The sequence below is a fragment of the Streptomyces caniscabiei genome, from assembly GCF_014930365.1.
GTDB classification, from domain to species: domain Bacteria; phylum Actinomycetota; class Actinomycetes; order Streptomycetales; family Streptomycetaceae; genus Streptomyces; species Streptomyces caniscabiei.
Map to the genome: position 1 here is coordinate 460132 of NZ_JABXWI010000002.1, position 22538 is coordinate 482669.

21 protein-coding genes are annotated in these 22538 nt (G+C 71.3%); 1 reads left to right on the top strand and 20 read right to left on the bottom strand.

Annotated elements, in window-relative coordinates; translation table 11 throughout:
* Positions 1-146: 146 nt before the first annotated feature.
* Positions 147-944 (top strand): tyrosine-protein phosphatase, encoded by a 798-nt coding sequence (locus HW837_RS06535; protein WP_045556828.1) that lies wholly within the window; start codon positions 147-149, stop codon positions 942-944.
* A 39-nt stretch (positions 945-983) separates the two neighbouring features.
* On the opposite strand, the gene HW837_RS06540 is transcribed toward HW837_RS06535, so the two are convergent.
* The 20 genes from HW837_RS06540 to HW837_RS06630 all read right to left on the bottom strand — a co-directional run bounded on the left by HW837_RS06540 (position 984) and on the right by HW837_RS06630 (position 22335).
* Positions 984-1106, bottom strand: a complete 123-nt coding sequence (locus HW837_RS06540) for a DUF6126 family protein (protein WP_045556827.1) — start codon at positions 1104-1106, stop codon at positions 984-986.
* Positions 1103-1735, bottom strand: a complete 633-nt coding sequence (locus HW837_RS06545; protein WP_045556925.1) for a helix-turn-helix domain-containing protein — start codon at positions 1733-1735, stop codon at positions 1103-1105. Before HW837_RS06545 ends, HW837_RS06540 begins: the two co-directional genes overlap by 4 nt.
* Positions 1736-1876: 141 nt before the next feature.
* Positions 1877-3286, bottom strand: coding sequence for an aspartate aminotransferase family protein (locus tag HW837_RS06550; RefSeq protein WP_045556826.1), 1410 nt, complete (start codon positions 3284-3286; stop codon positions 1877-1879).
* Positions 3283-5265 (bottom strand): 1-deoxy-D-xylulose-5-phosphate synthase, encoded by a 1983-nt coding sequence (gene dxs, locus HW837_RS06555; RefSeq protein WP_045556825.1) that lies wholly within the window; start codon positions 5263-5265, stop codon positions 3283-3285. Before dxs ends, HW837_RS06550 begins: the two co-directional genes overlap by 4 nt.
* 40 nt (positions 5266-5305) lie before the next feature.
* Positions 5306-6463 carry a flavodoxin-dependent (E)-4-hydroxy-3-methylbut-2-enyl-diphosphate synthase gene (gene ispG / locus HW837_RS06560; protein ID WP_045556924.1) on the bottom strand — a complete coding sequence of 386 codons (1158 nt, stop codon included), beginning with the start codon at positions 6461-6463 and terminating at the stop codon, positions 5306-5308.
* A gap of 4 nt (positions 6464-6467) precedes the next feature.
* Positions 6468-7526, bottom strand: coding sequence for an adenosyl-hopene transferase HpnH (gene hpnH, locus HW837_RS06565; RefSeq protein ID WP_045556824.1), 1059 nt, complete (start codon positions 7524-7526; stop codon positions 6468-6470).
* A gap of 5 nt (positions 7527-7531) precedes the next feature.
* Positions 7532-8176, bottom strand: a complete 645-nt coding sequence (locus HW837_RS06570) for a phosphorylase family protein (RefSeq protein ID WP_045556823.1) — start codon at positions 8174-8176, stop codon at positions 7532-7534.
* Positions 8176-10170: a squalene--hopene cyclase gene (gene shc / locus HW837_RS06575; protein ID WP_045556822.1), complete on the bottom strand. Its 1995-nt coding sequence runs from the start codon at positions 10168-10170 to the stop codon at positions 8176-8178. Before shc ends, HW837_RS06570 begins: the two co-directional genes overlap by 1 nt.
* Before the next feature lie 137 nt (positions 10171-10307).
* Entirely contained in the window at positions 10308-11453 is a 1146-nt protein-coding gene (locus HW837_RS06580) for a polyprenyl synthetase family protein (protein ID WP_093788708.1), read from the bottom strand.
* The gene (gene hpnE / locus HW837_RS06585; RefSeq protein WP_045556820.1) at positions 11450-12877 is read right to left on the bottom strand and encodes a hydroxysqualene dehydroxylase HpnE; all 1428 of its coding nucleotides are present in this window, start codon (positions 12875-12877) and stop codon (positions 11450-11452) included. Before hpnE ends, HW837_RS06580 begins: the two co-directional genes overlap by 4 nt.
* Entirely contained in the window at positions 12874-13014 is a 141-nt protein-coding gene (locus HW837_RS50290) for a DUF6380 family protein (protein ID WP_390623590.1), read from the bottom strand. Before HW837_RS50290 ends, hpnE begins: the two co-directional genes overlap by 4 nt.
* Complete coding sequence (hpnD, locus tag HW837_RS06590; protein ID WP_045556819.1) at positions 13014-13964, bottom strand: presqualene diphosphate synthase HpnD; 951 nt, start codon at positions 13962-13964, stop codon at positions 13014-13016. Before hpnD ends, HW837_RS50290 begins: the two co-directional genes overlap by 1 nt.
* Complete coding sequence (gene hpnC / locus HW837_RS06595) at positions 13961-14863, bottom strand: squalene synthase HpnC (RefSeq protein WP_193379944.1); 903 nt, start codon at positions 14861-14863, stop codon at positions 13961-13963. Before hpnC ends, hpnD begins: the two co-directional genes overlap by 4 nt.
* A gap of 430 nt (positions 14864-15293) precedes the next feature.
* Entirely contained in the window at positions 15294-16061 is a 768-nt protein-coding gene (locus HW837_RS06600; protein ID WP_045556817.1) for an ABC transporter ATP-binding protein, read from the bottom strand.
* A complete protein-coding gene (locus HW837_RS06605; protein ID WP_045556816.1) occupies positions 16054-16983 on the bottom strand; it encodes an ABC transporter permease in 930 nt (309 codons plus the stop codon). The genes HW837_RS06600 and HW837_RS06605 overlap by 8 nt, the downstream gene beginning before the upstream one ends.
* A gap of 95 nt (positions 16984-17078) precedes the next feature.
* Entirely contained in the window at positions 17079-17951 is an 873-nt protein-coding gene (locus tag HW837_RS06610; protein WP_196789246.1) for a glycosyltransferase family 2 protein, read from the bottom strand.
* An 8-nt stretch (positions 17952-17959) separates the two neighbouring features.
* Positions 17960-18688 carry a CDP-alcohol phosphatidyltransferase family protein gene (locus HW837_RS06615; RefSeq protein ID WP_045556814.1) on the bottom strand — a complete coding sequence of 243 codons (729 nt, stop codon included), beginning with the start codon at positions 18686-18688 and terminating at the stop codon, positions 17960-17962.
* Positions 18689-18716: 28 nt separating this feature from the next.
* The gene (locus tag HW837_RS06620) at positions 18717-19781 is read right to left on the bottom strand and encodes an iron-containing alcohol dehydrogenase family protein (protein ID WP_193379943.1); all 1065 of its coding nucleotides are present in this window, start codon (positions 19779-19781) and stop codon (positions 18717-18719) included.
* On the bottom strand, positions 19769-20533 hold the full coding sequence (locus HW837_RS06625) for a phosphocholine cytidylyltransferase family protein (protein ID WP_045556812.1): 765 nt from the start codon (positions 20531-20533) through the stop codon (positions 19769-19771). The genes HW837_RS06620 and HW837_RS06625 overlap by 13 nt, the downstream gene beginning before the upstream one ends.
* Entirely contained in the window at positions 20530-22335 is a 1806-nt protein-coding gene (locus tag HW837_RS06630; RefSeq protein WP_093788710.1) for a DUF5941 domain-containing protein, read from the bottom strand. The genes HW837_RS06625 and HW837_RS06630 overlap by 4 nt, the downstream gene beginning before the upstream one ends.
* Between the last annotated feature and the right edge of the window lie 203 nt (positions 22336-22538).

Genomic DNA, 22538 nt, shown 5'->3' on the forward strand with positions numbered 1-22538 from the left:
TGTGGACAACCGCTCCGGGCTCACGTACCCGGCTGTGGACAACTCATTGGCGTACGCACCCATGTCGTATCGTCGAGTGCGCGCCTCGATGTCGAGTGGGCGCCCGTCGGCGCCCGGCGCGGACGGACGGATGGGAGGGAGCCCCAGTGACGCAGCAGATCCCGTCGACCGAACCCGAGCTGGCCGGAGTGCGCAATTTCCGGGATGTGGGCGGTCTGCCGACCGTGGACGGCCGCCGGGTGCGTCACGGAGTGCTGTTCCGCAGCGGCCACCTGGCGCACGCGACCGACGAGGACGCCGCGTTCCTGGCCTCCCTGGGCCTGCACACGGTCTTCGACTTCCGCAACGCGGCCGACCAGAAGCTGGAGGGCCCGGACGTCGAGCTGCCCGGCGTCCTCAATGTGAACCTGCCGCTGAGCGACCCGGCGGACGGCGCCGAGTTCTGGAAGATGGTCCGCGACGGCGACCTGGACCAGCTGCGCGCCCTGCTGGACGACGGCAAGGGGGCCGGCCGGATGATCGCCTCCTACCGGACGATCATCAAGCACCGCACGGCGGAACATTCCCGGGTGCTGCACGCGCTGGCCGAGGACAGCGTGCCCGCGCTGATGCACTGCGCGGCGGGCAAGGACCGCGCGGGCCTCTCCGTCGCCATCACCCTGCTCGCCCTGGGCGTGGAGCGCGAGGCCATCGTCGCCGACTACCTGGAGTCGAACGCCAAGCACCGCCGGTACAAGGTGCACCGCAGCAGCAGCGCGGCGAACGCCTACTCCCCCGAGGTCATGGAGCTCCTGAGTCCTCTCTTCGACGCCCGCGCCGAATACCTCCAGGCCGCCTTCGACACCGTCGAGGAGACCTGGGGCGACGTGGACACCTACCTGGAGCAGGGCCTGAAGCTCACCCCGGAGACCCGGGAGCGACTGCGCGAGCGTCTGCTCGACTAGCCCTGCTCGAACCGGGACCCGCCCGACCGGGACCTGCCGCTACTGCTTGGCGCCCACCTCGAACAGCAGATAGATGAAGGCCGCGAAGACGTGGCCGACCGCGATGTAGATGATGAGCCGCACCCACAGGGCGCGGGGGAACTTGTCTTCCAGGTCGGTCATGGCGTCTCTCCGGACGGGGTCGGCCCGAGGCACAGCGCGGCCGTCGGGCTCTGCAGAAGGGTGTGGACGAACAGGAGGTCGGCGCCGTCGTGGTCGGCGGCGGCGATGCGGTGCGGGGTCAGCGAGTCGAAGTGCGCGCTGTCCCCGGGGGCCAGCAGATGCGTGGTGTCCCCGAGGCGCAGCCGCAGCCTCCCCTTGAGGACGTACAGCCACTCCTCGCCGGGGTGCACACGCACGATGTCGCCCTGCGAGCCGTGCGGCACATGGACGCGCAGCGCCTGCATCCCGCGCCCGGACGCGCCCGCCTGCCAGTACGTCCAGCCGCCGGCCCGGGTGGGCTCCATGTCGGGCGCCCGGAGCACGGCGTCCCGTTCGACGACGGTCTCGCCGAGTAGTTCGGAGACGGTCGTACCGTAGACGCGGGCCAGCGCGAGCAGCATCGGCAGCGACGGCTGGCGCTGTCCGGTCTCCAGCCGGGAGAGATGGGCGGGCGACAGGCCGGCGGCTCGGGCGGCGGCCTCCAGGGTGAGGGCGGCCCGGCGGCGCAGGCCCCGCAGTTGCGGGGCGACGGCGGGCAGTGCCGTGTCGACCGGAGGCTCGGGAGGGTGCGTACCCTCGGAGGGGCTCATGCCCTCCATTCAGCCGCAGCTTTGCCTCTGCGGCAAATTCCTTGCCTCAGAGGCAAAGTCCCTCGGGACACCGCCGGCGGACGGACGTCGCCAGCGGACGAACGTCGCCACTGGCCGGACGTAGCTAGCGGCCGGACCTCGCTAGCGGCCGGCGACCGCCTGCTTCATCAGCGTCCTGCCGAAGTCCCACATCAGCCCGCCCCCGCCGTGCGCGTCGTCCATCACCTCCGTGAACGCGGCGACGAACCGGTCCACCTCGCGCTCCCCGATGATCAGCGGCGGGATCAGCTTGATCACCTCGAGGTGGTCGCCCGAGACCTGGGTGAGGATGCGGTGCCGTCGCAGCAGCGGCACGACGACCATCTGGGCGAAGAGTCCCTTGCGGGCGGCCTGGAGCATGGTCCAACGGCTGCGCAGCCCAAGCGACTTGGGCCTGCCGAACTCGATGCCGATCATGAGGCCCCGGCCGCGTACGTCGCTGAGCAGCTCGTACTTGTCGACAAGGGCCGTGAGCCTGTTCTTCAGCAGCTCGCCCGTCGCCCGGGCATGGGCCACGATCTGCTCGTTCTCCATGACGGAGAGGACGGCGAGCCCGGCGGCCATGGCCTGGGCGTTGGAGCCGAAGCTCGCCGAGTGGACGAGGACCCGGTCCATCGACGAGTAGACCTTCTTGAAGATCCAGTCCCTGCCGAGGGTCGCGCCGACCGGGACATAGCCGCCGGAGAGCGCCTTGGCCACACAGACCAGGTCCGGTTCGACGCCGTCCTCGTGCTGGTAGGCGTAGAAGTCCCCGGTGCGGCCGAGCCCGGTCTGCACCTCGTCGACGATCAGCAGCGCCTTGTGCCGGTGCAGCAGTTCCTGGGCGGCGAGCAGATAGCCGGGCGGGGCCTCGTGCACGCCCTTGCCCTGGATGGGTTCGACGACGAGGGCGGCGACGTCCCCCTTGCGCAACTCCGCGGCCAGCGCGTCGAGATCGCCGAGCGGGACGGCCGTGTCGGGGAGCAGCGGCGCGAAGCCGTCCCGGAAGCCGTCCTCGCCGTTCACGGAGAGCGAGCCGGTGGTGAGCCCGTGGAAGGCGTGGTCGCAGTAGAGGACGCGGGGTCTGCCGGTGGCGTACCGGGCGAACTTCAGCGCGGTCTCGACGGCCTCCGTGCCGCTGTTGCCGAAGAACACCCGGTCCAGGTGCGGGCTGTGGCTGAGCAGTTTCTCGGCGAGCAGCCCGGGCAGCGGCTGGCAGTCGAAGCGGGTGAGGTCGGCGAGCTGCGCGTCGAGCACGTCGTGCAGGGCCTTGCGGACCACGGGGTGGTGGCGGCCGAGTCCCATCACCCCGAACCCGGCGAGCATGTCCAGGTGGTCGGCACCGTCCGCGTCCCAGAAGTACGCGCCCTCGGCCCGCTCGTAGACCTTGTCGAAGCCGATGGTGTGCAGCATGCGCGGGAGTTGGTGGTTGAGGTAGCGGGCGTGGAGTTCGTAGCGCTCGGCACCGCGCTCGGCGAGGAGTCCGCCGAGGTCGAACTCCTCGGTGCCGGCCGCTGGTTCCAGGGTGGTCATCGCTGTTTCTCCTCGGCGGGCTCGGCCTTCGTCGGGTTCTGCTCGGCCTCGTCCCGGGCGGCCAGCGACGCGGCGATCCGCCCGGCGATCTCGACCGGTGTCAGCCCTATGTCGGCCAGCACCTCCGCGCGTTTGGCGTGCGCGAGGAACTGCTCCGGGATGCCGAACCGCCGTACGGGTACGTCGACCTCGGCGTCCGCCAGGGCCAGGCAGACGGCCGAACCGACCCCGGCGGCCCGGCTGTTGTCCTCCACGACGGCCACCAGCCGGTGTTCGTCGGCGAGCCACGGCAGCGCCGGATCGACCGGCTTGACCCAGCGCGGGTCGACGACGGTGCAGCCGATGCCCCGGGTGCCGAGCAGTTCGGCGGTCTGGAGGCACACCGACGCCATCACGCCGACGGCGACGAGCAGCACCTGCGGGCGGTCCGAGGACGCCATGGTCTCCCCGGGCGGGCGGTCCGAGGACGCCGTGGTCCCCGCGGACGGGGAGCGGTACAGCACGTCCATGCCGCCGACCCGCTCCAGCGACGGGATCTCCGGCCCCACCGACTCCTTCGGGAACCGGATCAGGGTGGGGGCGTCGTCCACGGCGACCGCTTCCCGCAGCTGCGTGCGCAGCTGTTCGGCGTCGCGGGGCGCGGCGATCCGCAGCCCCGGTACGACCTGGAGGACGGACAGGTCCCACATGCCGTTGTGCGAGGGGCCGTCGACGCCCGTCACGCCGGCCCGGTCCAGGACGAAGGTGACGCCGCACCGGTGCAGGGCCACGTCCATCAGCAGTTGGTCGAAGGCCCGGTTGAGGAAGGTCGCGTAGACCGCGACGACCGGATGGAGTCCGCCGGTGGCCAGTCCTGCGGCGGAGACGGCGGCGTGCTGCTCGGCGATCCCGACGTCCCACACCCGGTCGGGGAACTTCTCCGCGAATCTGCCGAGTCCCACCGGGTGCAGCATCGCGGCAGTGATCGCGACGACGTCCTCGCGTTCGTCGCCGATCCGCACGATCTCGTCGCCGAAGACCGACGTCCAGGAGGGGCCGCCGGCGGGGGTGAGCGGCTCGCAGGTCAGCGGGTCCATCACGCCGACGGTGTGGAAGTGGTCCTCCTCGTCGGCGAGGGCGGGCTCGTAGCCGCGGCCCTTCTGGGTCAGGCAGTGCACGAGGACGGGGCCGTGGAAGCGCTTGGCGCGCCGCAGCGCCGACTCGACGGCCTTGGTGTCGTGGCCGTCGATCGGTCCGACGTACTTCAGGCCCAGGTCCTCGAACATGCCCTGCGGGGCGAAGGCGTCCTTGAAGCCCTTCTTCGCGCCGTGCAGGGCCTCGTAGACCTCCTTGCCGACGATCGGGGTGCGCAGCAGGACGTCCTTGCCCCAGGCGAGGAACTGCTCGTAGCCGTCGGTGGTCCGCAGGGTCGCGAGGTGGTTGGCGAGGCCGCCGATGGTCGGCGAGTAGGAGCGTTCGTTGTCGTTGACGACGATGATCAGCGGCCGGTCCTTGGCGGCGGCGATGTTGTTGAGCGCCTCCCAGGCCATGCCGCCGGTCAGCGCGCCGTCGCCGATGACCGCGACCACGTGGCCCCGCTCCCCCAGCACCTGGCGCGCCTTGGCGAGGCCGTCCGCCCAGCCGAGGGCCGTGGAGGCGTGACTGTTCTCGACGATGTCGTGCGCGGACTCCTCGCGCGAGGGATAGCCGGACAGTCCGCCCTTGCCGCGCAGCTTGGAGAAGTCCTGACGTCCCGTCAGCAGCTTGTGCACATAGCTCTGGTGTCCGGTGTCCCAGACGATGCGGTCGACGGGTGACTCGAAGACCCGGTGGAGGGCGACGGTGAGTTCCACCACCCCCAGATTGGGCCCCAGGTGACCGCCGGTCCTGGCGACCGCGTGCACCAGGAACTCCCGGATCTCCTCGGCCAGTTCACCGAGTTCCGCCTCGGTCAGCGCCTTCAGGTCGCGCGGTTGCCGGATGTTCTCCAGAATCGTCACGTCGGGCCCCCTCTCGATCCGTGCTCTTCAGCCCGTGTCGTCAGCTCACGGTGACCGCCGGTTCCCCCGACGCGACGCCGTCCTTCTCCATCTGCTCGGCGATCTTCATCGCCTCGTCGATGAGGGTCTCCACGATCTTCGACTCGGGCACGGTCCTGATGACCTCGCCCTTCACGAAGATCTGCCCCTTGCCGTTGCCGGAGGCGACCCCCAGGTCCGCCTCCCGCGCCTCCCCGGGCCCGTTGACGACGCAGCCCATGACCGCGACCCGCAACGGGACCTCCATGCCCTCCAGACCGGCGGTGACCTCGTCCGCCAGCCGGTACACGTCGACCTGTGCCCGCCCGCACGAGGGACACGAGACGATCTCCAGCCGCCGCTGCCGCAGGTTCAGCGACTCGAGGATCTGGATGCCGACCTTGATCTCCTCGACCGGCGGGGCGCTCAGCGAGACCCGGATCGTGTCGCCGATCCCCTCGCTGAGCAGCGCCCCGAAGGCGACGGCGGACTTGATCGTGCCCTGGAACGCCGGACCGGCCTCGGTCACCCCCAGATGCAACGGGTAGTCGCACTGGGCCGCCAACTGCCGGTACGCCTCGATCATCACGACGGGGTCGTTGTGCTTGACCGAGATCTTGATGTCCCGGAAGTCGTGCTCCTCGAACAGCGACGCCTCCCACAGCGCGGACTCCACCAGCGCCTCGGGCGTCGCTTTCCCGTACTTCTGCAGCAGCCGCCGGTCGAGCGAGCCGGCGTTGACCCCGATCCGGATGGGGGTGTCGTGGTCCTTCGCCGCCCGCGCGATCTCCTTGACCTTGTCGTCGAACTGCTTGATGTTGCCGGGGTTGACCCGTACCGCCGCGCAGCCGGCCTCGATCGCCGCGAAGACGTACTTCGGCTGGAAGTGGATGTCCGCGATCACGGGGATCTGCGACTTGCGGGCGATGGTGGCGAGGGCGTCCGCGTCGTCCTGCGTGGGACAGGCGACCCGGACGATCTGGCAGCCGGACGCGGTGAGTTCCGCGATCTGCTGGAGGGTGGCGCCGACGTCCGACGTACGGGTCGTCGTCATCGACTGCACCGACACCGGGGCCCCGCCCCCCACGGCCACCGGCCCGACCTGGATCCGCCGCGAAGGGCGGCGCTCCGCGATCGGTCGGGCGGGCAGCTCGGGGACGCCCAGCGACACGGCGGTCATCACATCACCCCTGGTTCCCGTGGTTCGCCTGGCTTCCGTGGTTCGCCTGGTTCCCGGAGACGGTCTCGCGCAGGGCGCGCAGGGACTCCTTGAGCGAGCCCATGGTGGCGAGGACGGCGGTCGGTTCGTAGCCGCAGTGCGCCATGCAGTTGGCGCAGCGCGGGTCCTTGCCCCGGCCGTACGCGTCCCAGTCGGTGTCCTCGATCAGCTCCCGGTACGTGGTGACGTACCCGTCGCTCATCAGGTAGCAGGGCTTCTGCCAGCCGAAGAGCGAGTAGTTGGGGATCGCCCACGCCGTGCACGGGAAGTCGACCTTCCCCTCCAGGAAGTCGAGGAAGAGGGGCGAGTGGTTGAGCCGCCAGCGCCGGCGGTTGCCGCCGGAGAACGCCTTCTTGAACAGTTCGCGGGTCTGCTCGACGCCGAGGAAGTGCTCCTGGTCGGGCGCCTTCTCGTAGGCGTAGGCGGGCGAGATCATCATCTCGTCGACCTGGAGGTCGTCGTTGAGGAAGTTGAGGACCTCGATGATGGTCTGCGGGGTGTCGGTGTTGAAGAACGTCGAGTTGGTGGTCACCCGGAAGCCGCGCCGCTTGGCCTCCTTGATGGCGGCCACGGCCTCGTCGAACACCCCTTCCTTGGCCACGGACTCGTCGTGCCGCTCCCGCAGCCCGTCGATGTGCACCGCGAACGCGAAGTACGGCGAGGGCTTGAACTTCTCCATCTTCTTGCGCAGCAGCAGGGCGTTGGTGCACAGGAAGACGTACTTCCTCCTGGCCACCAGCTGCCTCACGATCTCGTCGATCTGCGGGTGCATCAGGGGCTCGCCGCCGGCGATGGAGACCATCGGCGCTCCGGACTCCAGGACGGCGCCCACGGCCTGCGCCACCGGCATGCGCTGCTTCAGCACGCCCGCCGGATGCTGGATCTTGCCGCAGCCCTCGCACTTCAGATTGCAGGCGTAGAGCGGCTCCAGCTCGACGATCAGCGGGAACTTGTCCCGCTTGCGGAGCTTCTGTTCGGCGAGATACGTCGCCACCTTGATGGACTGGCGGAGCGGCATGGCCATCTGGCTCACCTCCGGGGGAGCAGCAGGGAACGGTGCCATTCGTAGTAAGCGGGAAGGACGGCACGAAGGACGCGGAAGGCTGATATTCCACCGCGTACCGTGCCGATCCGGACCAGTTCATGTTCTGGAGCGTCCACGACCACCCGGACGGCCGCAACGGGGCGTGCGCCCGATCGCACGGCGCGGTGGAGCGTGACCGCGGACTCCATGTCGACCGCGATCGCGCCGGTCGCGAACAGATCCGCCCGCTCGTGACCGCGTACGACGTGGTCCGATCCGGTGAGCGGGCCCGTGTGGATCGTGCGCCCCGGTACGGCCTTCGCCAGCTCCTTGACCAGCAGTTCGGCGCCCACACAGGGCGTGACGGCGCCGTCGGGGCCCCGGGTCTCCTCGGCGACGACGAGGTCGCCGGGGTGCATGCCCGGGGCGAGTCCGGCGCAGAACCCGGTGGCCAGGACCGCCGCGTCGCGCAGCTCCGGGCCCGCGAGCAGCCGGGCGACGGACCGCTCGGCGGCCCGGGGGCCCATGCCGGTGCGCACGACGGTGACCGGGCCCCCGGCGCCGCCCCGGTCGCCGCTGCGCAGGGCGAGCTGCTCGATGCCGAGCGCGCAGGCGATCAGCAGCGGGGCCGGGGCGGCGGGCGTGTTCATCAGCGCCCCTGGGCTGTCAGGACGGCCGGTTCGCCGTGGACGTACCGGCCGAGCGCGGTGAGCGGGAAGACCTGCCGGTAGAGGTGGTAGTTGATCGAGAAGTCCCAGGGGAACCCGGTGCCGGTGAAGTACGGCTCGTCCCAGGAGCCGTCCTCCCGCTGGGTCCGGGCCAGCCACTCGACACCGCGTTCGGTGGCCTTGGTGTCCCGCTCCCCCGCCGCCAGCAGGGCGAGCAGCGCCCACGCGGTCTGGGAGGCGGTGGAGGCGCCCTTGCCGCCCCACTCGGCGGGGTCAGGGTAGGAACGCAGGTCCTCGCCCCAGCCGCCGTCGTCGTTCTGCACGGTCTCCAGCCAGGCCACGGCCCGGCGGATCGCGGGGTGCGAGGCGGGCAGCCCGGCGGCCACCAGCGCGGGGAGCACCGAGCCGGTGCCGTACACGTAGTTGACGCCCCAGCGCCCGAACCACGCGCCGCTGGGCTCCTGTTCGGCGAGCAGCCACTCGATGCCGCGCCGGGTGCGCGGATCGTGGGACAGGCCCTCGACCGCGAGCATCTCCACCACGTGCGCGGTGACATCGGCGGACGGCGGGTCGATGACCTCGCCGAAGTCGCAGAACGGCAGCCGGTTGGGGAAGGGGCTGGTGTTGTCGACGTCGAAGGCGGCCCACGCCCCGTTCCTCGACTGCATGCCGACGGTCCAGCGCACCCCTCGCCGGACGGCCCGCTCCACGCGCTCCGGGTCGTGGTGGGCCACCCGGCGCAGCGCGAGGACGACCTCGGCAGTGTCGTCGATGTCGGGGTAGTTGTCGTTGTGGAACTCGAAGGCCCAGCCGCCGGGCGGGAGTTGGGGCCGCTTCACCGCCCAGTCGCCGGGGCGGACGATCTCCTCGCCGAGCATCCAGTCGGCGGCCTTGACGAGTTGGGGGTGGTCGGCGGGCAAGCCCGCGTCGGCGAGCGCGATGGTGGCGAGGCAGGTGTCCCACACCGGCGACTGGCAGGCCTCGATCATCCGGGCCCCGTCCTCGCGCCACACGGCGAACCGGTCGAGAGACTCCAGCCCGGCCCGCATCACGGGGTGCTGGAGGTCGTAGCCGAGCAGATGCAACGCGATGAGCGAGTACACGGCCGGCGGCTGGATGCCGCCCCAGCAGCCGTCGTTCTCCTGGCGCTCGACGATCCAGCGGGCGGCGCTGTTCATCGCGGCCTTGCGCAGCCGCTTCAGCGCGACCTTGTGGTAGCCGTGCAGGACCTTGTCGAGCCGCTGGAAGGCGCCCTCCCAACTGACCGGCGGATCAAGGGGTCTGGGCGGGTTCGGCCGCCCCGGGTCGGTGTGCAGCTCGTCCAGCGGGAACGGGGCGGGCCGCACCGGACGCTTCGCCGAGACCACCGTCAGCGGCACGATCGTCTGCCGGGCCCAGCATCCGAAGTCGTAGATGTTGAGCGGCATCCACTTCGGGAACCAGATGATCTCCGGCGGCATCTCCGGCAGGTCGTCCCACTTCCACCAGCCGAACAGGGCCAGCCAGATCCGGGTGAAGACCCGGGCGGCGGCGATCCCGCCCCGCTCCCGGATCCACGCGGACGCCCGCGCCATGTGCGGGGCGTCGGGTTCGTCCCCGGCCAGTCGCAGCGCGACGTACGCCTCGACCGTGGCGGAGAGGTCGGGCGGGCCGCCGTAGAAGGTGGCCCAGGTGCCGTCAGGGCGCTGCTCGCCCCTGATGAACAGAGCGGCGGCCCGGGTGGTCCCCTCGTCGCGGATGCCGAGGAACTGACGGAGCAGCAGGTCCTCGGCGTCCATGGTGACGTTGGTCTCCAGGTCGCCCTTCCACCAGCCCTGGTCGTCCTGCCGGGAGAGGAGGAAGTCGGTGGAGCGCCGTACGGCGCGCGCGGCGGCGTCCTGGACCCCGGCCGCCTGCGGGGTGTCGTGGTCGGTGTCGCTGGCCGAGGGGGCGCGGGGCGGCAGTGCCCCGGTGCTTCCGTCGGTCGTCGCTGTCATGGCTTCCCCTTCGTGCAGTGGACGGATCTCTCTGCGGTGGGTCAGCCGTCGGCCGGTGCGTGTCCGGTGACGGGCACCGGCCGGCGACTACGCGAGGGCTATTCGACCGATGACGGTCGGCTCCTGGGGGATGGTGCTCATCTCTTCCGTACGACGACGAAGTCCGCGAGCGCCGCGAACTCCTCCCGGACCCGCTCGGGCATCCGGATCGAGTCCAGCGCGTCGATGGCGATCCGGTGCTGGCGGCGCGCCTCCTCGACGGCCCATTCGCGGCCGCCCGCCTCCTCGATGAGGGCGGCGCGCGCGGCGAACTCCGCCTCGGAGAAGTTCTCGAAGTCGCTCGCCTTGGCGTCGGCGGCGAGGAGTTCGCCCAGTTGCTCGGAGGCCGGGCCGCCGGCCGCGAGGGCGGCCACGACGGGCAGGGACTTCTTGCGCTGGCGCAGGTCGCTCCAGGTCTGCTTGCCGGTGGAGACCGGGTCGCCCCAGATGCCCAGCAGGTCGTCCACGGCCTGGAAGGCGAGGCCGAGGTGGTAGCCGTACGTCTCCAGCGTGTCGGCGGTGCGGTCGTCGGCGCCGCCGAGGACCGCACCGATGGAGCAGGCGCAGGCGAGCAGGGCGCCGGTCTTGTTGCCCTCCATCTCCAGGCACTCCTCGACGGTGACCCGCTCGCGGTGCTCGTAGGAGATGTCCTGGGCCTGTCCGTCGATGAGGGCACGGGTCGCCGTGGTGACGCGGCGGGTGGCGCGCGCCGCCTCGGCGGTGCCGAGTTCGAGGAGGATCTCGTTGGCGAGGACCATCAGGGCGTCGCCGACGAGGATGGCCTGGGCGGGGCCGTGCACCTTCCACACGGTGTCGCGGTGGCGGCGCTGTTCGTCGCCGTCCATCAGGTCGTCGTGCAGCAGCGAGAAGTTGTGCACCAGCTCCACGGCGACCGCGCCGGGGATGCCGGTCTCGGGCGCGGCGCCGGTGACCTCGGCGGACATGACGGCGAGCGCGGGGCGTACGGCCTTGCCGCCGTCGCCGTCCGCCGGGTTGCCGTGGGCGTCGATCCAGCCGAAGTGGTAGGCGGCGACGGTGTCCATCGGGGGCGCCAGCCGGTCGACGGCCGCCCGCAGCACGGGTGTGGCCAGGGTCCGCCCGCGCTCCAGGAGCGCGGTCACGTCCACCGCGGTCCTCGCGGCGGCCGTCACGGCCGGGGGCACAGTGGGCACAGTCTCTCCAGATGTCGATGTGTTCGCGGTACCGGGAGTGCGGGAGCCGGTCCGGTGCGCCTGCGGCGTCATGCCGCCTCCTCGTGGTCGACGAGGCGGTTCCGGGGCCGGCCCGCGGCGGCGAGGGCGGCGTCCGCCGCCGCGATGCCGCTGCGGACCGCGCTCTCCATGGTCGCGGGCCACCCGGTGGCGGTCCACGCTCCGGCCAGGTACAGGCCGGGTGCCTTGGTGCGGGCGCCGGGCCTGAGCCGTCCGACGCCGGGGGTGGGAGCGAAGGTCGCGGTGCGCTCCCGGGTCACGAAGAAGTCCTTCACCCCGGCGCCGCGCGCGCCGGGCAACAGCCGCTCCAGCTCGGGCAGATACCGCTCGCGCAGGACGGAGACCGGTGCGTCGATCTCGCTCCGCGCCGCCGACTGCGACAGCGCCAGGTACTGGCCGTCGCGCAGGCCCGAGGCCTCGGTCCGGTCGAAGACCCACTGGACGGGTGAGCCGAGCGCCGCGAAGAAGGGCCTGCTGAGCACCTTGCGGTCGTACACCACATGGACGTTGAGGATCGGCGCGGTGCCGATCTCCAGCAGCCGTCCGGGCTCGTCGAGGGCGCCCCCGGGCAGCAGGTCGTGCGTCTCGCGCTGGGGTACGGCGAGCACGACCGCGTCCGCGTCGAGGGTCTCGCCGGGCACCTCGACCCGCCAACTCCCGTTCTCCGCACGGGAGACGGAGCCGGCTCGGGCGCGGAGCACGGTACGGACGCCCGCCGAGTCGAGCGCCTTGCGGGCCCGCCGGTCGTGCAGTTCGCCGAGCGGGACGTGGGCCCAGCCGATGTCGGCGGCGCCCGGCTCGGAGAGCAGGCCCGTCTTGAACACCATCGCGGCGAGCGCGAGGGAGGCGTCGCCGGCCACCGCGTTGAGGGTGGCGACCCCGACGAGGTCCCACAGTGCCTCGACGGCCCGCGCCGACTGTCCCTGGGCGGCCAGCCAGCTACCGAAGTCCCGCTCGTCCAGCACGGGATCGTCGAGGTCGAGCGCCTTGAGCGCCAGCGCGGCCCGCCCCACCCGGGCGCGCTCGGCGAGCGAGAGATGGGTGTACGTGGCGAGGCTGCGCCCCAGGTGCAGCGGTACCGGCAGCGCGTCGCGCCGCAGCCTGCCGAGCCGTCTGCCGGGCCGGCCCTCGGCGTCGAGAACCGGCACGTCGAGACGATCCTGCAAGGGGGCGAGCGCGGCGGCGTCGACCCGGTCGAGGAACCAGCGGTAGGCGGTGCAGCACCGCAGGTACACATGCTGTCCGTTGTCGACGGTGAGGTCGCCGCGCTGGAAGGAGAAGGCGAGTCCGCCGAGGCGGGGCCGTCCTTCCAGCAGGGTGACCCGGACGCCCGCGTCCGCGAGCGAGAGCGCGGCGGTGATGCCCGCCAGCCCGCCGCCGACCACCACGGCCGTGCGCGGGCGCCGGCCCTCGCGATCCGCGTCAAGCAGTGCCTCCGACTGTGCTCCGTCGGTCATCGTGCACCCTCCCCTGCCGGTCCGCCGGGGTGCCGGAGCGGTTCGCGGCGGACCGTCGCAGTCTGGGACGCGTCATGGGTGCGGAGGGTTGCGTACCACTTTTCGCCGATGGGTTCGCCTTGGACCGGATTGTCCATCAGACGCGCCTCCTGACGGTACGGCGTGAGACATGGCGGGCGTCCAGACCCGAGAGGCCGCGCACGGCGACGTAGGCCTTCTCCCGGCCGGGCAGCGAGACGCGTCCACGCAGCACGGCCTCCGGCTCGCGCTCGATGCGGTCGAGCAGCCTGCGGTAGATGCCGGCCATGGCGGCGACGCAGGCGCCGCTGCGGCGGTCGAGCATCGGCAGCAGCCGGTACCCCTCGGCGAACAGGGCGCGGGCCCGGCGCACCTCGAAGTGCACCAGACCCGCGAAGTCGGAGTCGGCGGGTGGCAGAGGCCCGGCGAACCCCGCCGAGCAGCCGAACTTCGCGAGGTCGTCGGCGGGCAGATAGGTGCGTCCGCCCTCCGCGTCCTCGCGAACGTCCCTGAGGATGTTGGTGAGTTGGAGTGCGAGTCCGAGGGTGTCGGCGTACTCCGGGGCGCGTTCCGCACCGCGCGCGCCGGGTTCCGTGCCGAAGACACCGAGCGAGAGCCGGCCGATGGCGCCGGCGACGCAGCGGCAGTAGACCTTCAGGTCGTCCCAGGTCTCGTAGTGCTCGCCGCGCACGTCCATGAGGACGCCGTCGATGAGTTCGTCGAGGGCGTCCAGCGGGATCGGGAAGGCGGCCGCCGCGTGGGCGAGGGCGACCACGACGGGATCGGTGTCGTCGTCGTCGACCGCGCCGGCCCTGACCCGGGTCAGCAGCGCTCTGGTCTCCTCCAGCCGGGTCGCCTTGGCCTCGATCGCGAGGGCGCCGTCACCGATGTCGTCGACCCGCCGGGAGAACGCGTACAGCGCGGACATCGCGCGGCGCTTGGGGGTCGGCAGCAGCCTGATGCCGTAGGCGAAGTTGCGGGCCTGCTGTCCGGTGACGGCCTCGCAGTAGCTGTAGGCGGCGAGTACCGGCGCGGACACGTGTGGTTCCGACTCCACGGTCCGGATCACCCCTCTCCTCGCAGGGTCGCGCCCACCTCGCGCAGCAGCCGGAGCTTGCCGGGCTTGGGCGGGCCGGGAAGTACGTCGAACTCGGCGGCGGCGATGGCGCGGACGGCCGCCCTGCCCCCCGCCACGAACCCCGCGAGGAGCAGCCTCAGCCTGCCGTGGACGCTGTCCACGAGGGGGGCGCCCTCGTCCAGGAGGTCGCGGGCGCGCTCGGCCTGGCAGGCGACGAGGGCGCGCACCGACGCGCCCGCTGAGGGCGCGGCGAGGTCCGCTTCGGGGACGTGGAAGCGCTTCAGGTCCGCGGCGGGGAGGTAGATCCGGTCGCGGCGCAGGTCCTCCGCGACGTCCTGGAGGTGTTCGACGATCTGCAGTGCGGTGCAGATCGCGTCCGAGTGCCGGACCCGCTCGGGGGTGGTGGCGCCGGTGACGGCGAGGACCAGGTGACCGACCGGGTTGGCGGACAGCGCGCAGTAGGCGAGCAGGTCGTCGTAGGTCTCGTACCGCTTGACCAGCTGGTCCTGGCGGTTGGCGGCGATCAGCGCGAGGAACGGCTCGGGGGTGAGGGATCGCCGGCGGACGGTGTGCCGGAGCCTGCGCAGCAGGGGGTGACTGGGGGTGCCGTCGAAGACCTTGCCGAGGTCGGCCTCGAAGGCGTCCAGCAGGAGCAGCCGGTCGTCTGCGTCCTGCGGGGCGAGGCCCAGGAGGCGGGCGTCGGCGCCGCCGGGGGCGAGGTCGCCGTCACCGATGTCGTCGACGAGGCGGGCGAAACCGTAGACGGCCATGAGGTCGTCTCGCCAGGCCCTGGGCAGGAAGAACGGGGCGACGGGAAAGTTCTCGGCCCGGGCCTTGTCGAGGGTGTCGCGCTCCGGGTCCGCGGCGCGCGCCGTCCCGGTTTCGGTCACCGCTCGTCACCCGGCGCGGGAACGGCAGAAGCGTGGTTGCGCTGGGGAGTCTCCATAGCCATGGCCGTCACATCTCCCGTTCTACACTGCCGACCCAATACGCACTATTTCGGACACGCCGCCCAGTGGGCGGCGTCTGCGGCTGATGCCGGGTGTCGCGCATTATGGACCCACTTGCCGCGATTCGGCACCGGTACAGCTTACGTTGTACAACGCACCATGCTCCGTAGGGGTGTCCGGCGCATCACAAGAACGCACCGATTGCCCCCAAGATTCCTATGAGCGGCCGGAGTTGACACATCCTTGCCGAAGTTGGCGATTCCTTTGCGGATGCCGTCCCCGGTCGGCCGGACGAGCGCCCCGCCCCTGTGTCCCTTGCAGACGCCGGGCCCCGCCGGAGCAGTTCCGGCGGGGCCCGGGTCGTGCGGGACTACTTGCCCGTGAACTTCTCGTACTCCTTGAGCACCTCGTCGGTCGGGCCGTCCATGCGCAGCTCCCCGCGCTCCAGCCACAGGACGCGGTCGCAGGTGTCGCGGATGGACTTGTTGTTGTGGCTGACCAGGAAGACCGTGCCGGCCTCCTTGCGCAGCTCGCGGATGCGGGCCTCGGAGCGCTTCTGGAAGGCGCGGTCACCGGTGGCGAGGGCCTCGTCGATCATCAGCACGTCGTGGTCCTTGGCGGCCGCGATGGAGAAACGCAGGCGGGCCGCCATGCCGGAGGAGTAGGTGCGCATCGGCAGGGTGATGAAGTCGCCCTTCTCGTTGATGCCGGAGAAGTCGACGATGCCCTGGTAGCGCTCCTTGATCTGGTCGCGGGACATGCCCATCGCCAGGCCGCCCAATATGACGTTGCGCTCGCCCGTGAGGTCGTTCATCAGGGCGGCGTTGACACCGAGCAGCGAGGGCTGGCCGTCGGTGTAGACCTTGCCCTTCTCCGCCGGGAGCAGACCGGCGATGGCCCGCAGCAGGGTCGACTTGCCCGAGCCGTTGGAGCCGATGAGACCGATGGCCTCGCCCCGGTAGGCGACGAAGGAGACGCCCTTGACGGCATGCACCTTGCGCACGCCCCGCTCCTCGCCGCGCTTGAGGATGCGGCTGAGGGCGGCGGTGGCGCTGCCCTTGCCGGTCTTGGCGCCGTTGACGCGGTAGACGATGTGCAGCTCGTCCGCGATGACGGTGGGGATGAGTGACTCAGCCACGGCCGTACCTCTCCTCCGCCTTCCAGAAGTACACGAAACCGCCGAGCGCGATCAGCACGGCCCAGCCGCCGGCGACCGCCCACACGTGCGGGGGCAGGTTCTCGGAGCCGTAGCCGTCGATCAGCGCGAAGCGCATCAGGTCCATGTAGATCGCCGCCGGGTTCCACTGGAGGACGTCGGCGATCCACTTCGGGTGGTCCTCCAGCATCACCGGGATGGAGAACATGACGCCGGAGGCGTACATCCAGGTCCGCATCACGAACGGCATCAGCTGCGCGAGGTCCGGGGTCTTGGACCCCATGCGGGCCATGATCAGCGCGAGGCCGGTGTTGAAGAGGAACTGCAGCGCGAGCACGGGGAGGATCAGCAGCCAGGACGGCTTCGGATAGCTGCCGAAGCCGACCGCCACGCAGAACAGCACGATCATCGAGAACAGCAGTTGCTGGAGCTGCTGGAGCGCGAAGGAGATCGGCAGCGAGGCGCGCGGGAAGTGCAGCGCGCGCACGAGGCCCAGGTTGCCGGAGATCGCGCGGACGCCCGCCATCACCGAGCTCTGCGTGAAGGTGAACACGAACACACCCGTGACCAGGAACGGGATGTAGACCTCGCGGGGCATGCCGCGGTCCGCGCCGAGGATCAGGCCGAAGATCAGGAAGTACACCAGCGCGTTGAGCAGCGGGGTGGCCACCTGCCACAGCTGACCGAGCTTGGCCTGGCTGTACTGCGCGGTGAGCTTCGCCTGCGAGAAGGCCAGGATGAAATGGCGCCGCCCCCACATCTGGCGGACGTACTCCACGAGTCCGGGCCGGGCGCCGCTCACGGCGAGCCCGTACTTGGCGGCCAGTTCCGTCGCGGAGAGCCCGTCGTCGGGCGACGGACGGTCGCTCACCACAACCCTGCCGTCATGCGTTGTCTCACTCACAAATGGAAACTTTCGTCCTCAAAGTGCGCGGCCTGGTCGGGCCGAGGCGGAAACCTGGACCGGGTACGGCCGCATGCTCTCAGATTTCGAGCGTGTCAGATGACGGGAGGGCGTCCCAGCCGGGTCAGCCGCCACACCGTACGCCACTTCATGGGCCGGCGGGGACCGCAGGGGCTGCTCCAGCCCTCCTTGAAGCCGCCGAACCAGGCCTTCAGGGCCGGTCCGGAGGGCTTGCGGAGCAGGGTCAGCAGCAGCCAGACGCCCAGGTAGACCGGGACGAGCGGGGCCGGGAGGTTACGGCGGGCGAGCCAGACGCGGTTGCGCGCGACCATGCGGTGGTAGACCGCGTGCCGGGAGGGCGCGGTCGTGGGGTGGTACAGCACCATGTCGGACCGGTAGTCGATCATCCAGCCCGCGTCGAGGGCCCGCCATGCCAGGTCGGTTTCCTCGTGCGCGTAGAAGAATTCGTCCGGGAGGCCGCCGACTTCGGCGAACACCTGGGTGCGTACGGCGTTGGCGCCGCCGAGGAAGGTGGTGACCCGGGAGGAGCGCATCGGGTCGGCCGCCCGCAGCCGGGGCACATGGCGCCGCTGGGTCTCGCCGGTCTCCGGGTCGGCGATCCGGAAGCTGACGATGCCGAGCCTCGGGTCGGCCTCGAAGGCCCGGCGGCAGAGTTCGGCGGTGTCGTGGTGGGCGAGCAGGCCGTCGTCGTCGAGGAAGAGCAGCACGTCGACGTCGCGGCCGCTGGGGCCGAACGCCTCTATGCCGATGTTGCGCCCGCCGGGGATGCCGAGGTTCTCGGGCAGCTCGACCGTCCGGACGCCCTCGGGGACGTCCGGGACGGGCGAGCCGTTGCCGACGACGACCGCCTCGACCCGGTCGCCCTCCTGCTTGGCGACCGAGTCGAGGAGGGCGCGGAGTTCGTCCGGGCGGTTGCCCATGGTGATGATCACCGCGCCGACCTTCATGCCGCCGCTCACTTCAGCCTGCTGGAGACGAGGATCGACACCAGGTGCAGCAGGGTCTGGAGCAGCGCGATGCCGGCCAGGACGGCGACGCCCACCCGGGAGAAGAAGAGGTCGCCCCGGATCTGGTCCACGACCGCGAGGGCCAGGATCAGCAGGGAGGCCTCGACGCCGAGGATCAGCCGGTGGAACTTCAGGGCGGCGGCGGCCCTGCGGGCCAGCGCCATGCCGGAGGAGCGCGGCTCGGCGGCCGACTCCTGGACCGGCGGCTTGCCGGTCTGGTGCCGGGCGACCCCGACGAGGTCCGTCTCGGCCTTGATCAGGATGGCGCCGAGCGCGGCGAGCGTGCCGAGGAAGGCCCACAGCCAGTCGATCCGGCCGGTGCCCCACAGGTCGGCCGCGCGCAGGCCGAAGCCGACGAGGACGGCCGCGTCGCACAGGTAGGCACCGACCCGGTCGACGTAGACGCCGGTCATCGAGTACTGCTTGCGCCAGCGGGCGAGCTCGCCGTCGACGCAGTCGAACAGCAGGTACAGCTGGACCATCAGCACACCGAGGACGGCGCCCGGGATGCCCGGCACGAGCAGGGCCGGGGCGGCGAGGACGCCGAAGACGGTCATCAGGTAGGTCAGCTGGTTGGGCGTGACCCGGGTGTTCACCAGGTGCCGGTCTATCCGCAGCGAGATCTCGCGCATGTAGAGCCGGCCGGCCCAGTGCTCACCGCTGCGGCGGTCCTTCACACCCGGGGGGTGAACGACCGGGCGCAGCTCAGCTACTGATGGCTTTGGCATAGTCGGCGTAGGCGTCCTTGATCTGTTCGGTGCTCAGTTCGAGGTGTTCCAGGATGGTGTAGCGGCCCGGCCGGGTCTGCGGGGCGAACTCCACGACCTGGACGAACTCGTCCACGGTGAAGCCGATCTCGTCCGGGAGGACGGGCAGGCCGTGGTGGCGCAGGACCTCGACCATCTGGCCCGCGACCTCGTGGTTGCCCCGCAGGAACGTGGCGAACGCGCCCCCGAGACCGCACTGTTCGCCGTGCAGGGCGTTGCGCTTGGGGAAGGTCAGGTCGAACGCGTGGCTGATCTCGTGGCAGGCGCCCGAGGCGGGACGGCTGTCGCCGGCCACGGACATGGAGATCCCGCACAGCACGAGGGACTCGGAGAGCGTGGTCAGGAACTCGTCGTCGCCGACCCCGCCGGGGTGGCGCAGCACGGCCTCGGCGGCCTGGCGGGCCATGGCGGCGGCCAGTCCGTCGACCTTCTCGCCGGTCTCCCGGCTGGACAGCTCCCAGTCGGCCACGGCGGAGATCTTGCAGATCACGTCGCCGATGCCGGCCCGCACGAAGCGCACCGGGGCCTCGCGGATGACGTCGAGGTCGATGACGATGCCGATCGGGTTCGGCACCCCGTAGGAGCCGCGGCCCGCGTCGTTGTCGAGGGTCGCCACCGGGGAGCACAGACCGTCGTTGGCGAGGTTGGTGGCGACGGCGACCAGCGGCAGGCCCACCCGGGCGGCCGCGTACTTGGCGCAGTCGATGACCTTGCCGCCGCCGAGCCCGACCACGGCGTCGTAGTGACCGCCCTTCTTGATCGAGTCGGCCAGCCGTACCGCTCCGTCGATGGTGCCGTCGGCGTCGCTGAACCAGTCCGCCTCCGGCAGGGCCGGGGCGAACCGGTCGCGCAGCGCGGCGCCGGAGCGCGAGCTGATCGCGAAGGCCAGCCGGCCCGACGGCGCGATGCGCTGGTCCGACAGGATCGTCGCCAGATCATCGAGCGCGCCGGGACGGATGTCCACGACGACCGGCGAGGGGATGAGCCTCGTCAGTACTGGCACGCGATCTCACGTCCCTTGGCGAGGTCGTCGTGGTTGTCGATCTCGACCCACTTGACGTCACCGATGGGCGCGACGTCGATACGGAAGCCCCGGTTCACGAGCTCCTGGTAGCCGTGCTCGTAGAACTGCTGCGGGTCCGTCTCGAAGACCGTCTTCAGGGCGTCGGCCAGCTCGTCGGCGGCCTCGCCCTCGATGAGGGTGACGCCGATGTACTCGCCGGTCGCCTCGGCCGGGTCCATCAGCTTGGTGATCTTGGTCATGCCGCCCTCGGGGCCGACGACGACCTTCATCTCCTCGTCGGCGAGGGACTTCACCGTGTCGAGGGCGAGGATGATCTTCTTGCCGTCGCCGCGGGCGGCGAGCAGGGTCTTCTCGACGGAGACCGGGTGCACGGTGTCGCCGTTGGCGAGGATCACCGAGTGCTTGATGGCGTCACGGCCGCACCACAGGGAGTAGGCGTTGTTCCACTCCTCGGCCTTGTCGTTGTCGATCAGGGTGATCTTGACGCCGTACTTCTGCTCCAGCGCCTCGCGGCGCTCGTAGACGGCCTCCTTGCGGTACCCGACGATGATCGCGACCTCGGTCAGGCCGATCTCGGCGAAGTTGCCGAGGGTGAGGTCGAGAACCGTGAGGTGCTCCGCGTCTCCCTCCACGGACCCTTCGGGCCCGACCGGCACGAGTGCCTTGGGGAGGGTGTCGGTGTAGGGGCGCAGACGCCGTCCGGCGCCGGCCGCCAGCACGAGGCCGATCATGCGGGTTCTCCTTCATCGTGTACGGCGGGTGCGCCGGTCTTGTGGGCGATCACCCAGAAGCGGATGCTCTCGAGGAGCACCAGCAGGGCCACGGCCACGGCGAGAGCCGTGAGCGCGACTGTGAACTCTGTGGGCGCGAGCAGCGCGGCCAGGACGGTGACCAGCAGGGTCCTGCCGTCGTGACCGCCGATCGCCCGCACCAGCCACCGCGGCGGCGCGCCTGCGTCGCCGCGGATGCGGTACACCGTGTCGTAGTGATGGTAGGCGACGGCCGCCACCAGCCCGAAAGCCGCGGGGAGGGCGCCGTTCACCTCGGCCTTGGCCGCCAGCAGCAGGATGGTGCCGTATTCGGCGGCGCGGAAGAGGGGCGGGATCAGCCAGTCGAGAGGGCCCTTGAGGGAGCGCTCGACGGCTTCGGCCGACAGCCCGACGTACAGGGCGGCCAGGGCGACGAGCTGCCAGGCAGGGCCCCAGAGCCAGGCGGCGGTCACCACGGCCACGGCTCCGAAGGCCGCGCTGAGGAGTGCCGTCTTGCGCGGCGGGCCCGGCAGGAACCGCGCCAGCGCTTCGGCGAGCGGGCCGGTGTCCGCGAGGTCCGCGAGCGCCTGGGCCGCCCGGTCCGTGCGCTGCGCCTTGCGGGTCAGCGAGCGCAGCACACGGCCCGCCGTGGTGTACGTCGCGGCGAAGGCGCACCCGATGAGCAGCGCGTAGAAGGTGATGCGCGGCGTGGTGAGAGCCGTGAGGACGGCGATCATGGCCCAGCGTTCGCCGATCGGCAGCACGATCATGCGCCGTACCCACACCGTCCAGCCGACGCTGTCGAGTTTGCCGGAGAGGGCGGCGGTGGGGCTGGTGTTGGCGGTGGCGTCGTGGTTCGCCTCGTTGAAGGAGAAGTCGACGACGTGGCGGCAGGTCTGCAGGACCATCGCGCCGAGGGCCAGGGCCCATACGTCGTCACCGCCACGCGCGGCGCCGAGGGCGAGGCCCGCGTAGTAGGCGTACTCCTTGGCGCGGTCGAAGGTGGCGTCGAGCCAGGCGCCGAGGGTCGAGTACTGCAACGAGTAGCGGGCCAGCTGGCCGTCGGTGCAGTCGAGGACGAAGGAGAAGATCAGCAGGAGACCGGCCGCGACGAAGCCGCCGCGGGTGCCGGTGGCCGCGCAGCCGGCCGCGATCAGCGCGGTGATCAGCGAGGCCGTCGTGACCTGGTTCGGGGTCAGGCCCCGGCGGGCGCACCAGCGGGCGATGTAGCGGGAGTACGGGCTGATGAAGTACGTGGTGAAGAAGCCGTCGCGGGACTTCACCGCCGTACGCAGCCGTACGGCCTCGTCGTCGACGGCGGTGACCGCCTGGCGGGCCTCGTTGCGGGCCTGCGGGTCGGCGGGGACGGCGGCGACCAGGGTGCCCAGCTCCGGGCGGTACAGACCGACGCCGTCGGCGTCGAGGGCGGCGACGACCCGGTCGGCGACGCTGTCCACGGCGACGGCCGTGGTGCCGCCCGCGTCCGAGCTCTCGCGGGCCAGCGCCCGGGTGAGCGCCTGACGGGCGGCGGGCCGCACGGTCACGGCGCCCGGGAGGGCGGCGGCCTCGAAGCGGGGGTCGGTGAGTCCCAGGCGCAGGGCGTGCACATGGCCCACGAAACGGGCGTCGACGATCGCGACCCGCTGGTCCGCGGGCACCGTCGCCAGGAGCGTCTCGGCGTCACCGGCGTCGGAGGCGGTCCGTACGTCGAAGCCGAGCGACCGCAGATCGCCCTCCAGCGACGATCCGGGGACCGGCTGACCGGTGAGGATGGCGGTCGACAGACGAACTCACTCCCTGGGTGCCGACGCGACCGCGCCGGACATGTACGTGGTGGAGGCGCCCCGGCCCGCTGCGACCCGGCGGCGTGTCGGCAGAGGTTATCGGATGAAGAGAAGGAGGCGTTCACCGCCCGTTCACGGCCGGATCAGTTCGGCCTGCTCAAGCCGTCGGCCCTCCGCCGCGATCATCATCGGGGATGTGGGGG

Bases quoted from the DNA above. Each gene is read 5' to 3' on its own strand.
- HW837_RS06540 (WP_045556827.1), bottom strand. From the start codon at position 1,106: ATGACCGACCTGGAAGACAAGTTCCCCCGCGCCCTGTGGGTGCGGCTC.
- HW837_RS06625 (WP_045556812.1), bottom strand. From the start codon at position 20,533: ATGATCGGCCTCGTGCTGGCGGCCGGCGCCGGACGGCGTCTGCGCCCC.
- HW837_RS06570 (WP_045556823.1), bottom strand. From the start codon at position 8,176: ATGAACACGCCCGCCGCCCCGGCCCCGCTGCTGATCGCCTGCGCGCTC.
- ispG (WP_045556924.1), bottom strand. From the start codon at position 6,463: ATGACCGCCGTGTCGCTGGGCGTCCCCGAGCTGCCCGCCCGACCGATC.
- shc (WP_045556822.1), bottom strand. From the start codon at position 10,170: ATGACAGCGACGACCGACGGAAGCACCGGGGCACTGCCGCCCCGCGCC.
- HW837_RS50290 (WP_390623590.1), bottom strand. From the start codon at position 13,014: ATGGACAATCCGGTCCAAGGCGAACCCATCGGCGAAAAGTGGTACGCA.
- HW837_RS06550 (WP_045556826.1), bottom strand. From the start codon at position 3,286: ATGACCACCCTGGAACCAGCGGCCGGCACCGAGGAGTTCGACCTCGGC.
- hpnE (WP_045556820.1), bottom strand. From the start codon at position 12,877: ATGACCGACGGAGCACAGTCGGAGGCACTGCTTGACGCGGATCGCGAG.
- HW837_RS06580 (WP_093788708.1), bottom strand. From the start codon at position 11,453: ATGACGCCGCAGGCGCACCGGACCGGCTCCCGCACTCCCGGTACCGCG.
- HW837_RS06610 (WP_196789246.1), bottom strand. From the start codon at position 17,951: ATGAAGGTCGGCGCGGTGATCATCACCATGGGCAACCGCCCGGACGAA.
- hpnH (WP_045556824.1), bottom strand. From the start codon at position 7,526: ATGGCCATGCCGCTCCGCCAGTCCATCAAGGTGGCGACGTATCTCGCC.
- HW837_RS06545 (WP_045556925.1), bottom strand. From the start codon at position 1,735: ATGAGCCCCTCCGAGGGTACGCACCCTCCCGAGCCTCCGGTCGACACG.